This window comes from Bacillus sp. Cr_A10, from assembly GCF_029222665.1.
Taxonomy (GTDB): Bacteria; Bacillota; Bacilli; order Bacillales_A; family Planococcaceae; genus Psychrobacillus.
On the sequence record NZ_JARHXR010000008.1, the window covers coordinates 168,227 to 181,804 of the forward strand.

A 13,578-nucleotide genomic window follows, 5' to 3' on the forward strand; every position below is an offset into this window, starting at 1 on the left:
GAGCAGGAGCAGGATGCGGCGAACTTATATTGCCTTCCCCTCAACTGTGGGGTCTTCGGCTAACGCTATTCCTGCAGGAGTGTCGCCTTTTTCAACGATTTTCAAAAATAATAAATAATGTAAGTGATAAAAACTACCGGCGAAACGCGTCCGCCTTGAACGGAAATCAACAAGCCCAAAATAAATAAATTACTTTTATATTATTTTTCTGTCATAATTCCCTCACAACTTTATAAACCTAAGGACTTGTTTGTACTCAACAGTTTCTTTTATGATGGTAAGGAACAGTGGAAGGGATGAATGACGTGTTAAAAGAAGCGAAAGATTTTATTAATACGTATTACGATGAAATAGGACAATCTAATGAAAAAAAACAAGCCCGTTTAAGAGAAATAGAGAAAGAAATATTGAAAAAAGGCTGCTATGAACAGACATTAGATGAGATTACATATGGTGCTAAAATGGCATGGCGTAATAGCAATAAATGTATAGGGCGTCTATTTTGGCAAAGCTTGAATGTAAAGGATAAGAGAGATTTACTAACAGAAGAAGAAATTTTCCAAGCATTATTAGAGCATATTCAGTTTGCATCAAATGAGGGAAGAATAAGACCTACCATTTCAGTTTTTTCTTCTGTAGATGTTCGTATTTGGAACCATCAGTTAATTCGATATGCTGGTTATGAGACCTCGGATGGAGTTGTTGGTGATCCCGATTCAATTCCATTTACAAAGGTATGTGAAAACCTAGGTTGGAAAGGTGATTACAGTCATTTTGATGTGTTACCTATAGTCATTCAAATAAAAAATAATCAACCAAAGTTATTTGAGATTCCTAAAGAATACATCTTAGAGGTTTCCATTCGTCATCCTGAATATAAATGGTTTGAAGAGCTTCGATTGAAGTGGTATGCAGTCCCTATAATCTCTAGTATGAAGTTGGAAGTCGGGGGAATTACCTATGCTGCAGCTCCTTTTAATGGATGGTATATGGGTACTGAGATTGGGGCACGAAATTTAGCAGATGATTATCGCTATAATATGCTTCCGGCCATTGCTGAACGGATGGGATTAAACACTAAATCTAATGCTTCCCTTTGGAAGGATCGTGCATTAGTTGAATTGAATGCAGCTGTATTATATTCCTATAAAGAGGATGGGATCAGTATAGTAGATCACCATACAGCAGCACAGCAATTCAAGCGCTTCGAGTCAAATGAAATGGATGCAGGTCGTGATGTAACGGGGAACTGGACTTGGTTAATTCCTCCTGTTTCACCAGCAACAACACATATTTTTCATAAAACCTTTTCTAATGATAAAAAGACCCCTAATTATTTTTATCAAAGCCCTCCTTACTAAATTAAACGTATGGTTAAAATTATTCTTTGCTTATTGTAATGCAATGCGAATCATCCTGCGGAGGCTGATGCGTAGCGTGTGTCAAGTGCACATTCGTAAACCTACTCATAAGTATCTGAAACATTTACTATAAAGCTTTTCAAAATTCCATCATTATAAATACTCAAGCCAACTAAAAAAGGAATCAGCATATGAAATCCGCTGATTCCTTTTTTTATTTTTCCGGAAATACATAACGATCTCTTCCGGCATGCATGCCAGAGATGAATAATAATATTGCCGTTACGATAAACAGAATGATAGGAGTATTCCAACTCAAGGTAACATCATGAATATAACCGAAGAATACAGGACCTACAGCTGCCAACAAATATCCAATTGATTGAGCAGTTCCAGAAAGATTTGCTGCTTCCATAGGTGTTCGAGTTCGAAGTGAGAAAAACATCATTACTAGACCAAACGAAGCCCCTCCAGCTAAACCGATGAAAATCATCCAAACAATAGCAAGTGTTTTAATTCCCATTAATAACCCAACGAATCCAATTAAATACAGAATCGTATATACTAATACAAGTATTCGCTGATCTTTTAGTCTTCCAGCTAAAATCGGAATTAGAAAGGTCATTGGCAGTTGTGCAAATTGCATGATGGATAGCATCCATCCCGATTGGTCTGCTTCCATCCCTTGAGATTGTAGTATTTCTGGAATCCATGCAGCAGTTGTATAAAATATTAGCGATTGTAGCCCCATACATAATGTAATAGTCCAAGTGAGAGGGGATTGCAATAAAGATTTTTCATTGTTGCTTGTGAATACATTTTTTGTCTCCAAACTCTCTTTCTTCCTAATTTGGGGAATCCAAATAATCGCAGCTATAATGGTTAAAATTGCCCAGCAACCAAGGGCACCTTGCCAACCGAATGAAGTACTAGCTGCTATTGGATAGCTTATTCCAGCCCCAATACCGGCAGATATATTCATCGATACTGTAAAAATTGCTGTCAATAACCCAACTTGTAAAGGAAATTTAAGTTTAATCAGGCTTGGCATCAATACATTACCAAAAGAAATAGCAATCCCTATAAGTGCTGTACCAATAAGTAAAAAAGTAGTGGATCCTATAGAACGTGAAATAATTCCAATAGCTAACAATAAGACAGAGAGAAACAGAGCCATTTCCATTCCGAATTTACGAGCGATTTTGGGTGCAAACGGTGAAACAATTGCAAATGCTAGAAGAGGGATAGTCGTTATAAAACCTGCTAAAACATTCGATATAGCTAGTCCATCTCGAATGTATGAAATAATCGGCCCTACCGATGTTAGGGGAGATCTTAATGTTGCTGATATAAAAATGATACCGAGTACGAGGAACGTAATACTCCTGGTATGTGCTGCTTGTTTCGTTGACAAAAGAATTCTCTCCTTACGTTGTGAGTAATAGATTGATTACTATGAAAGACTAACACTTTTTAATAGAGAACTTCAATAGAAAAAAGCAATAACAATTTTATTAGTCAGATTGCAACAGACTATAACATTATTAGTATTGTTTTACAAGTATAGAAGGATTATCCTTAATATAAGAATAGGGGGATATCAAATGAATAGTGATAAGGTATTATCATTGATAAAAGTATCTAAATCCTTTGGTAATAAAAAAGTACTGAATGAAGTTAACTTAGAAGTATATAAGGGGCAAATTATAGGTTATATCGGCCCGAATGGCGCAGGTAAAAGTACTACCGTTAAATTGATGCTCGGGTTAATAGAAGGATACAGTGGTAAAGTAGAGATTTTCGGTAATGATATTTCTTTGGGGGATGTGACGTATAAAAAGAGGATTGGGTATGTACCTGAAACCGCAGATTTATATGAAAATTTAAGTGCATGTGAATATTTAACTTTTTGTGGAGAGCTTTATAGTTTAAATAGGGAAACTGCCGAGAAGAAAGCATTCGAGTTAATGAAGCAATTCGATTTAGAAGCAGCATTTCATCAACGTCTTTCATCCTTTTCTAAAGGAATGAAGCAAAAAGTATTAATTATCTCTAGTTTGCTACATGATCCTGATTTATTGTTCTTAGATGAACCATTAAGTGGGCTAGATGCGAATAGTGTAATGATTATAAAAGAAATACTAGCAAAGCTAGCAGCAGAAGGAAAAACTATATTTTATTCGTCTCATATTATGGATGTTGTTGAAAAAATCAGTAACCGAATTGTATTACTAGTGAATGGTCAAGTAATTGCTGATGGCTCGTTTGAAGAATTAAAGGCTCAAAACAAAGAGGGAACATTAGAAGAAATTTTTAATCAATTAACTGGTTTTACAGAACATGAGGAAATTGCTGAGAAGTTTGTTGGCATAGTAAGAGAGGGTAGTATACATGAATGATTTTAAAATTCTTCATGTGCTTGATAACTTTAAAAGATTATTTCAAAAATTCGATATAGATTATGAAGTTATGCGAACGATTTTACAGCTGAAATTAATGATGGATAGCAGACGAATGCCAACGGTCTTTAGTGGATCTAAAGTAAAAAAAGAGGGAAATCAGTTCCTGAAGTCTTTATGGTTTTATGCATTAATTGGTCTTTTTTTATTGACACCATTTTTATTTTTAGGCAGCCAATATATTTTTTTAATGAGTATTATGTTTAGTTTAGTAATGTTTATATTAATGACATCCATGATATCTGATTTTTCGGGTGTATTACTCGATATCCGAGATAAGAATATTCTTCATACAAAACCTATTAGCTTGAAAACACTAAATGCTGCAAAAATAGTTCATATTATGATTTATATGCTTTTGCTTACGGGCTCTTTTGTAGGATTACCATTTTTAGTAAGCATTTTTAAACATGGAATCTGGTTTGGACTGATATTTTTAACTGAAATTATTCTAATTAGCTGCTTCGTGGTTGTTTTAACCGCTTTTGTTTATTTAATTATTTTACGTTTTTTTAGTGGTGAAAAGCTAAAAGATATTATCAACTATGTGCAAATCATTCTAACAATAGCCTTAACGATTAGCTATCAACTAGTTGCAAGGTCTTTTGAAATTATTAATATGAAAATTTCGTATACGTTTGAATGGTGGCATATTTTATTATTCCCGATTTGGTACGGGGCTCCATTTGAATTGTTTTTAAATAAGGACTTCTCATTTCACATTATTCTGATGACTTTATTTGCATTGTTCACTCCTATTTTCTCAGTTTGGCTTTACGTTCGTCTAATGCCTGCTTTTGAAAGAAACTTAGGGAAACTACTAAGTGATTCTACTAGAAAGAGAAAAGCTTTTAAATTTGATAGAATATGGGCAAAGATTGTTTGTAGAACCGAGGAAGAACGTACTTTTTACCGATTTTCTTCCTTAATGATGAAACAAGAAAGAGAACTAAAACTAAAAATCTATCCTCAATTAGGCTTTGGTTTCATTTTTCCTTTAATCTTTTTAGCTAATGATATCTCGATGAAATCCATTGAAGAAACAATGGAAGGAAATATTTTTTTGGTCATTTACTTTAGTGTGATGATAATACCAACTATCGTTCATATGCTCCAATTTTCAAGCAATGCAAAAGGTCATTGGATTTACAGAGCAGCGCCATTGCAAAACGAATTATCTATCTATAGCGGTACGTTAAAAGCATGTATAGTTAATTACTTTCTTCCAATTTTTGTATCTTTAAGTGTTCTTTTTATAGTCCTGTTTTCTGTTAGAATTGTACCTGACTTGTTTGTTGTTTTACTTGTTGGGATAGCGATGACTCTTATCTCCTATCGTATGCTAAATGGGGAAGTATTTCCTTTTTCAAAATTACATGAGCATGCACAAGATGCAGGGACATTAAAAGTGTTTATTAGTTTAATATTTATCGGATTATTTGTTTTAGCGCATGTAATTGTTTCTAAAATACCATACGGCTTGTTTGGCTACATGGTTGTTTTAATCGTTGGAATTATATTTGGATGGTCTGTAACTTTTTCAAAGCACACAAAAAAGAGGTAGAGATATGAAAATAACATATGAAAATGATATTACTAATCTTATAGCTGAAGATGAATGGATGATGGAAGTGTTACAAGCTGCCAAAACACTTAATCTTCCAGATTGGTGGATCTGTGCAGGTTTTGTTCGCTCTAAAATATGGGATACTATTCATAATTTTAAGGATAGAACACTTTTGACAGATATTGATGTCATTTATTTTGATAGTTCCAATACAAACGAAGAAACGGAAAAGACATTCGAAGCAACTCTTAAAAAAATCTTGCCTAATGTACCATGGTCTGTTAAAAATCAGTCTAGGATGCATGTGATAAATAATTTTCCCCCGTATTCATCAGCAGTTGAAGGGATAGCAAATTTTCCAGAAACAGTAACAGCTTTAGGTGTGAAGCTAGATAAGGAAGATAACGTTATCTTAACTGCTCCTCATGGAATTAAAGATTTAATTCATTTAAAAATAAAACCGACTCCTCGTTTTTTGGAATCTCCTGATTTACTGGAAATTTATAGAGAGAGGATTTACAAAAAGAATTGGCCATCAACTTGGCCGTTGCTTGAAACTTATTATTAGAAAACTAGAGTCTATTTAGGATGAGAAAAAAGAAAGAGCTCATTTTCAGCAGATTTTTATAATAATTTTGAAAACAATGTATTTGAAATGAAGGATTATGAAGTGTTGTATGTTCTGAAAGTGAGATTCATCCAATATGATAAAAAAAGTTGTCTTCTATTTTTTAGAAAACAACTTTTTTATCGTTTAATATTTGTTATGAGGGTAACATGGGGATGTTTTTTCAAAACAGTGATTGGCCATTGTTCTGTTATGTTATCTCCAAGTAATGCATCAATGGCAGCTCGTTTTTTTTCACCGAAAGCCAATAAAATTATTTTCTTTGCCTTCAAAATAGAAGCAATACCCATTGTAAAAGCTTGAGTAGGCATATTCTCGTTGTCTTCAAAATATTGACTATTTACATGAACAGTGGAATCGGACAATTCAGCAACATGCGTTAAAGCATCAAATGGAGTGCCAGGTTCATTAAATGCAATATGCCCATTTTCTCCTACCCCTAAAAGTTGAATATCTATTGGATGCTCGTCTAACTTTTTTTCATATCTTACACATTCAAGCTTTTTATCTAACGAAAGTCCGTTTGGAATATTTGTTTCTTTAAAATGCTTTTTGGAAAATAAGTGTTCATGCATAAAAAAAGCGAAACTGTTTTTATGTGAGGGATCCAGTCCTACGTATTCATCTAAGTTAAAGGCGATAACTTGAGAAAAATCTAAATTTGTATCAACAATACTTGTATAAAATGGAATCATCGTACTTCCAGTTGCCAAACCTAAAGAATTTAAATTTCCTGATTTTAATTCTTCTTCTAGGTTATCAACAACAAGGCTAGTGGCTTTTTCGACATTTTCAACATATATAATATTAAAAAATGGCATTCAATTACCTCTCTATCCTATATATGTAATCATTGTATATAGAATCGTTTAGCTGGTCAATGGAATAAAAAAACAGAAGAACCGATTGGGCATATTGCGCATATGATGTTATGACTTGAATACAAGGAGGAAAAAAATGAAACACTTGCGACAAATCGTGACGAAAGCCGTGATAGCTAAAGGAAAGAAAAGAACGGAGTCATGTGAAGTACTTTGCCCGCCAAATACACCGTCTAGTATTTTAGGATGCTGGGTTATCAATCATTCTTTTCAGTCAAAAAAACATGGAAAATATGTAGAAGTTGTTGGTAAATTTGATATCAACGTCTGGTACGCACACCATGACCATTCGAAAACATCCGTATTCACAGAAACAATAAACTACAAAGATCGCATTCGATTACATTATAGAGATAGTGATTCAACTGGTGAAGAAGTACACGTACGTGTAATCCAACAGCCTAATTGTACAGAGGCAATAATTATTGAGAATGGTACTAAATTTCAAGTAATGGTGGAACGCGAACTTCTTGCTGAAGTGGTAGGAGAAACAAAAGTTTGCATCCAAGTACATGAACAAGATTTTGAAGAAGAGTGGGCATTTAATGAAGAAAGCTCCTCAAGTTCGTCTAATTCATCTAGTTCATCTAGTTCTTCTAGTTCTCAAAATCATGGCCACGACCAATCTTCATCACTTTAAAAGCCGGTCAGTTATTCCGGCTTTTTTTTATTTACAACAAGTACCTTTCCTTCTATTAATGATAGGGGCATGCGCTTTTCTTCGTATCTTTTGCTATAATAATTATAGAGAAGTATAGAAAAGGGAATGACTAATGATGACAACACTTACTCCAATGATGCAACAATATTTAACTATTAAAGAAGACTACATAGATGCTTTTTTATTTTTTCGCTTAGGCGATTTTTATGAACTATTTTATGAGGATGCAATAAAAGCGTCAGCCATATTAGAAATAACATTAACAAGTAGAAAAGATAATGTCCCAATGTGTGGTGTACCTCATCATGCAGCGCAGAACTATATTGAAACGCTTGTTAGCAAAGGACATAAAGTAGCAATTTGCGAGCAAGTTGAAAATCCTAAAGAAGCAAAAGGTGTTGTAAAAAGGGAAGTGCTTCGTTTAATTACACCTGGAACAATTATAGAAGGTAAGGCGATGCAAACTAAATCTAATTTTTTTATTGCATCTGCTGACTTACTTTCAAACAATGAAGTGGCATTTGCTTATTTAGACGTATCTACTGGCGACGGTTTTACTACTATTATGACAGGCGATGAAAAAGAAATTGTACAGGAACTATTATCTTTACAGGCGAAAGAATTGATTGTTAGTGAACAACTGTATGTATTGATAAATGATCTATCTTCGATACATGACTTTACTTTATCTATAGAACAAGATGAGTTAAGTAACGATAGTGCAGAAAAATATGTTACTAATCATCCGGTCGAAACTCACCGAACAGTAAAGCGTTTATTGAAATATATTAAAAAAACACAGAAGCGTTCCTTATTACATATTCAGCCCTTCACATTTCAAAAAAGAGAAGCATTTCTAGCGATGGACTATCATTCGAAGAGAAATCTAGAGCTTATTTCTTCTATACGAAATGGAGAGCAAAAAGGGACACTATTATGGCTACTGGATGATACGGTAACTGCAATGGGCGGTCGAAAGCTTAAACAATGGATCCATCAGCCTCTAGCTGACAAAAAAGCGATTGAATCTCGTCTAGAAATTGTTACAAGCTTTTTAGAAGATTTTATGCTTAGAGAAGAAATAAAAGAAGCGTTTAAAGAGGTATATGATTTAGAAAGATTGGTTGGAAGAATTGGATTTGGCAGTGCTGGAGGTAGAGACCTTGCGCAACTTAGACAATCCCTTTCAAAAATTCCTATTATTAAGCAGCTATTAGTTGATTCTAATAGCCCGACATTAGTCGCTTTAGGACAAGCTTTGGAGGATTGCCAAGATATTTGGAGTAAGCTAGATGAAGCGATCAGCGATAACCCTCCCATATCAGTTAAAGATGGTGGGGTCATAAAGGATGGTTTCAATGAACGTTTAGACCAGCTCCGTGATGCATCTGTAAACGGGAAAAAGTGGATAGCTGAGTTAGAACAAAAAGAACGAGAGCTGACTGGGGCAAAAAATTTAAAAATAGGGTATAACCGAGTGTTCGGCTATTTTATTGAGTTAACCAAATCAAATATTCACTTTGCTGACGAAACTAGATATGTTCGTAAACAGACACTCGCGAATGCAGAGCGATACATTACAGATGAATTGAAAGAAAAAGAATCCCTAATACTTTCAGCAGAAGATGAGAGCTTAGTATTAGAATATGAATTATTTACAAAGGTTAGAGATCAAATAAAAGGATACATACCTAAAGTCCAAAAATTAGCCAAGCAAATAAGTGAGCTAGATGTGTATATTTCATTTGCACAAGTATCTGAAAAGCATCGTTTAACAAAACCTGTTTTTCATGCATCTAATGCAATGGAAATTTTGGAAGGTAGACATCCAGTAGTCGAAAAAATGATGAACAATCAATTGTATGTTCCAAACGACTGCATATTGACAGAAGAAGAAAATATGCTCCTCATAACAGGGCCAAATATGTCCGGGAAAAGTACATTTATGCGACAAGTTGCGATAACAGTAATCATGGCTCAAATTGGTTGTTATGTGCCTGCTGAGTCTGCAAAGCTACCTATAGTCGATAAGATATTCACGCGCATTGGTGCTGCAGATGATTTAGCAGGTGGGCAAAGTACTTTTATGATTGAAATGATTGAGTCCCAGCATGCAATTGTGAATGCAACAAGTCAAAGCTTACTTCTATTTGATGAGATAGGACGAGGAACATCTACTTATGATGGAATGAGTTTAGCACAAGCAATGATGGAATATATACACGAACATATTGGGGCGAATACGCTATTTTCAACCCATTATCATGAGCTGACAGATTTGGAACAGACTTTGCCTAAACTGCGCAATGCTCATGTATCTGCTACAGAAAAGGATGGAAAAGTAGTATTTCTTCATAAATTAAAAGAAGGTCCAGCTGATAAGAGCTATGGAATACATGTAGCAGAACTTGCTCAACTTCCTCCAGAAATTATATTAAGAGCAAGAGATATTTTAGCTACTTTTGAACAAATAGAGAAAAAAGAAAAAGCAACTGCTATTCAAGAAATGCAGTTATCATTTTTTGATGAACAACCAAAACAGGTAGATGTAAAAACTACCGATAATACAACGGCAGAAAAAATAATGAAAAAACTAAAAAAAATCAATATTTCAGGAACAACACCATTAGAAGCATTACAGTTGTTGTATGAATTACAAAACGAAATAGATAAGTGATAAAATAACTCTCTATTATTCTTATAAAAGCAGGTGAAAAAATGGGACAAATCATTGTCATGGAAGAGCTACTTTCCAATAAAATAGCAGCGGGAGAAGTGGTTGAACGTCCCGCCTCAGTTGTAAAAGAATTAGTGGAAAATGCTATAGATGCTGGTAGTAGTTCAATTGAAATAATGTTAGAGGAAGCAGGGTTAGCAAAAATACAAGTAACCGATAATGGAAGAGGGATGGACGAAGATGATGCTGTCCAATCCTTCTCCAGACATGCTACGTCGAAAATTACGACTGAGCATGATCTATTTAGAATTCGATCATTAGGATTTCGTGGAGAAGCACTTGCAAGTATAGCTTCCGTTTCAAAGATAAATTTATGGACTTCTGACGGTGAAAATGTTGGAACTAAAGTAGATTTAGAAGGGGGCCGTGTTCTTTCATGTAAACCTGCCCCGATACGAAGAGGAACGGATATCGTAGTAAAACAATTATTTTTTAATACTCCTGCAAGATTGAAGTATTTAAAAACGATTCAAACGGAACTTGGCCATTCAATTGATTTAATTAACCGTTTAGCCCTTAGTTTTCCATCAATAGCTTTTAGACTCGCGCATAACAATCAAACAATTGTTCAAACGAGTGGAAGAGGAGATTTAAGGCAGGTACTTGCCTCTATATACGGAGTTTCAAATGTGAAGAAAATGGTCAGTTTTTCTGGAGAATCTTCAGATTTTCGTATTTCAGGTTATGCATCACTACCAGAGATAACAAGAGCATCTAAAAACTATATTACAATACTTGTTAACGGCAGATGGGTGAAGCATTACGGTTTAAATAATGCAATTGTTGATGCATACCACACATTATTGCCAATTGGAAGATTCCCAATTGTAGTATTAAATATTGAAACTGACCCTATGCTTACTGATGTGAATGTACACCCAGCTAAGCATCAAATACGTTTAAGCAAGGAGAAAGAACTAATGGAGCTAGTTAGACAATCCATTCGTTCTATTATACACCGTGTTCAACAACCGCCTAAAATTATAGAAAAGCCTGAAGTAAAAAAACAGCCAAGTGTACAATTTGATTTCTTTAAACAAACATATAAAGAACCGGAACAGCAATTTCAAGAAACCCCTATCCAAAACCAAAATGAAAAAGAACAAGCTTCTATTGTCTACGAGGAAATTGAACCATTACAGGAAGAAATCCTAGTAGATGATCCAATCGAAGTAAAAGAGGCATTTCCAGACCTACATGTTGTTGGCCAAATTCACGGGACATATATAGTGGCGCAAAGTGAAGATGGTTTTTATTTAATAGATCAGCATGCTGCTCAGGAGCGTATCAAATATGAGTTTTATAAAGAGAAAGTAGGGGAAGTAAATGCAAGTGAACGTCAAGCGTTACTGTTGCCCCTTACTTTTCACTACACTTTAGATGAAGCATATCGTATTAAAGAATCTATTGATGAACTAAATACTGTTGGCATATTTTTAGAAGAGTTTGGTTCATCAAGTTTTGTTGTAAGAGAGCACCCTGCTTGGTTTCCAAAGGGTCATGAAACAAAAATTATTGAAGGATTAATCGAACAGGTTTTAACAAACCGAAGAACAGATATTAAAAAATTGAGAGAAGAAGCTGCAATTATGATGAGCTGTAAACTCTCCATAAAGGCGAATCATTATTTAACGATAAAAGATATGGAACAGCTGCTTGAAAGTTTGAAGAATGCCAAGCATCCGTTGACATGCCCACATGGGAGACCAGTAATTATTCATTTTTCAACATATGAAGTGGAAAAAATGTTCAAACGAGTAATGTAGGAGGGGAATTTGTGGGTAAATACATTTTATCAATTGATCAAGGGACCACCAGCTCTAGAGCTATATTATTTGATAAGAAAGGTAATATAGTACATTCTTCGCAGAAAGAATTCACTCAATTTTTTCCTAAATCCGGATGGGTAGAGCACGACGCCCAGGAAATTTGGGGTTCTGTCTTGTCTGTAATTGCGTCCGTTTTAACAGAAAGTGGCAATCAACCAGAAGACGTACATGCAATAGGAATTACAAATCAACGTGAAACGACGGTTGTTTGGAATAAAAATACTGGAAAGCCTGTCTATCATGCAATTGTATGGCAGTCTAGACAAACGCAATCAATCATTGATGAATTGAAAAGGGAGAAGTTGGATAGCTTTTTTAAGGAAAAAACAGGTCTAATGCTTGATCCATATTTCTCTGCGACAAAAGTAAAATGGATACTCGACCATGTGGATGGAGCAAGGGAGCAAGCTAAAAACGGAGAACTTCTTTTCGGCACAATAGATACATGGCTAATTTGGAAGTTATCCAATGGGAAGAAACATGTAACGGACTATTCTAATGCCTCTAGGACGATGCTTTATAATATATTTGAACAGTGCTGGGACAAAGAAATATGTGAAAAACTAAATATACCAATGGAGATATTGCCAGATGTTGCTTCCTCCTCTGAAGTGTATGCCCAAACAGACCCCTCCGTTTTTTTTGGCAAGCAAATTGATATTGCTGGAGTAGCGGGGGATCAACAAGCGGCTCTATTTGGTCAATGTTGTTTTGATAAAGGTATGGCTAAAAATACGTATGGAACTGGCTGCTTCATGCTACTTAATACGGGAGAAGAAGCAATTTCCTCGTCATCTGGATTACTGACAACAATTGCATGGGGGTTAAATGGAAAAGTAACTTATGCTTTAGAAGGTAGTGTTTTTGTTGCTGGTTCTGCGATTCAATGGTTGCGAGATGGTTTGCGCATGTTTAAAAATGCTGCGGAATCAGAAAGTTACGCTAATAGAGTAGAGTCAACAGAAGGTGTTTATGTGGTTCCTGCTTTTGTTGGATTGGGCACTCCTTATTGGGATTCAGATGCAAGAGGGTCTATTTTTGGATTATCCCGTGGAACTACAAAAGAGCATTTTATACGTGCGACACTTGAATCCCTTGCTTATCAAACAAAAGATGTATTAGATACGATGGAAAACGATTCAATGGTTGACGTAGAAGTACTCCGTGTAGACGGAGGGGCTGTGAGTAATGAATTTCTTATGCAATTCCAGAGTGATTTGTTAAATGTGCCGGTGGAACTGGCTAAGTTGAATGAAACAACAGCATTAGGTGCGGCATTTTTAGCTGGACTTTCTACAGGATTTTGGAAAAATGAGCAAGAGCTTTCAGCAATGCGGGAAAGCCAAAGATTATATGAACCAAAAATGGATGAAACTAAACGAAGTCAACTTTATAGAGGTTGGAAAAAAGCAGTTGAGGCAACAAGAATATTTAAACTGGATGATGAGGTGTAAG

10 protein-coding genes are annotated in these 13,578 nt (G+C 35.1%); 8 read left to right on the forward strand and 2 right to left on the reverse strand.

Going from position 1 to position 13,578, the window contains the following annotated elements; translation table 11 throughout:
* Positions 1-296 precede the first annotated feature (296 nt).
* Positions 297-1,361: a nitric oxide synthase oxygenase gene (locus P2Q73_RS06520; protein WP_056830276.1), complete on the forward strand. Its 1,065-nt coding sequence runs from the start codon at positions 297-299 to the stop codon at positions 1,359-1,361.
* A gap of 214 nt (positions 1,362-1,575) precedes the next feature.
* Here the strand turns inward: P2Q73_RS06520 and P2Q73_RS06525 are convergent, their stop codons facing one another.
* Entirely contained in the window at positions 1,576-2,775 is a 1,200-nt protein-coding gene (locus tag P2Q73_RS06525; protein ID WP_275785048.1) for a CynX/NimT family MFS transporter, read from the reverse strand.
* Between the two features lie 190 nt (positions 2,776-2,965).
* On the opposite strand from P2Q73_RS06525, the gene P2Q73_RS06530 reads away from it, so the two are divergent.
* Genes P2Q73_RS06530 through P2Q73_RS06540 form a run of 3 tightly spaced genes read left to right on the forward strand, consistent with a single transcriptional unit; the run spans position 2,966 to position 5,955 of the window.
* Positions 2,966-3,760, forward strand: coding sequence for an ABC transporter ATP-binding protein (locus P2Q73_RS06530; protein ID WP_056829359.1), 795 nt, complete (start codon positions 2,966-2,968; stop codon positions 3,758-3,760).
* Positions 3,753-5,384, forward strand: a complete 1,632-nt coding sequence (locus tag P2Q73_RS06535; protein ID WP_275785050.1) for a hypothetical protein — start codon at positions 3,753-3,755, stop codon at positions 5,382-5,384. Before P2Q73_RS06530 ends, P2Q73_RS06535 begins: the two co-directional genes overlap by 8 nt.
* A 4-nt stretch (positions 5,385-5,388) precedes the next feature.
* Complete coding sequence (locus P2Q73_RS06540; RefSeq protein WP_275785052.1) at positions 5,389-5,955, forward strand: nucleotidyltransferase family protein; 567 nt, start codon at positions 5,389-5,391, stop codon at positions 5,953-5,955.
* A gap of 179 nt (positions 5,956-6,134) precedes the next feature.
* On the opposite strand, the gene P2Q73_RS06545 is transcribed toward P2Q73_RS06540, so the two are convergent.
* The gene (locus P2Q73_RS06545; protein WP_275785054.1) at positions 6,135-6,836 is read right to left on the reverse strand and encodes a glucosamine-6-phosphate deaminase; all 702 of its coding nucleotides are present in this window, start codon (positions 6,834-6,836) and stop codon (positions 6,135-6,137) included.
* A 136-nt stretch (positions 6,837-6,972) separates the two neighbouring features.
* Here P2Q73_RS06545 and cotE point away from each other — a divergent pair, with 136 nt between their 5' ends.
* The 4 genes from cotE (at position 6,973) to glpK (ending at position 13,577) form a co-directional block, all read left to right on the forward strand.
* Complete coding sequence (gene cotE, locus P2Q73_RS06550) at positions 6,973-7,536, forward strand: outer spore coat protein CotE (protein ID WP_053589896.1); 564 nt, start codon at positions 6,973-6,975, stop codon at positions 7,534-7,536.
* A gap of 136 nt (positions 7,537-7,672) precedes the next feature.
* Entirely contained in the window at positions 7,673-10,234 is a 2,562-nt protein-coding gene (mutS, locus tag P2Q73_RS06555) for a DNA mismatch repair protein MutS (RefSeq protein ID WP_275785181.1), read from the forward strand.
* A gap of 41 nt (positions 10,235-10,275) precedes the next feature.
* On the forward strand, positions 10,276-12,060 hold the full coding sequence (gene mutL, locus P2Q73_RS06560; protein WP_275785056.1) for a DNA mismatch repair endonuclease MutL: 1,785 nt from the start codon (positions 10,276-10,278) through the stop codon (positions 12,058-12,060).
* An 11-nt stretch (positions 12,061-12,071) separates the two neighbouring features.
* Complete coding sequence (gene glpK / locus P2Q73_RS06565; protein ID WP_275785059.1) at positions 12,072-13,577, forward strand: glycerol kinase GlpK; 1,506 nt, start codon at positions 12,072-12,074, stop codon at positions 13,575-13,577.
* Position 13,578 lies beyond the last annotated feature (1 nt).

Bases quoted from the DNA above. Each gene is read 5' to 3' on its own strand.
- P2Q73_RS06520 (WP_056830276.1), top strand. From the start codon at position 297: ATGAATGACGTGTTAAAAGAAGCGAAAGATTTTATTAATACGTATTAC.
- P2Q73_RS06540 (WP_275785052.1), top strand. From the start codon at position 5,389: ATGAAAATAACATATGAAAATGATATTACTAATCTTATAGCTGAAGAT.
- mutS (WP_275785181.1), top strand. From the start codon at position 7,673: ATGACAACACTTACTCCAATGATGCAACAATATTTAACTATTAAAGAA.
- P2Q73_RS06530 (WP_056829359.1), top strand. From the start codon at position 2,966: ATGAATAGTGATAAGGTATTATCATTGATAAAAGTATCTAAATCCTTT.
- mutL (WP_275785056.1), top strand. From the start codon at position 10,276: ATGGGACAAATCATTGTCATGGAAGAGCTACTTTCCAATAAAATAGCA.
- P2Q73_RS06535 (WP_275785050.1), top strand. From the start codon at position 3,753: ATGAATGATTTTAAAATTCTTCATGTGCTTGATAACTTTAAAAGATTA.
- P2Q73_RS06545 (WP_275785054.1), bottom strand. From the start codon at position 6,836: ATGCCATTTTTTAATATTATATATGTTGAAAATGTCGAAAAAGCCACT.
- cotE (WP_053589896.1), top strand. From the start codon at position 6,973: ATGAAACACTTGCGACAAATCGTGACGAAAGCCGTGATAGCTAAAGGA.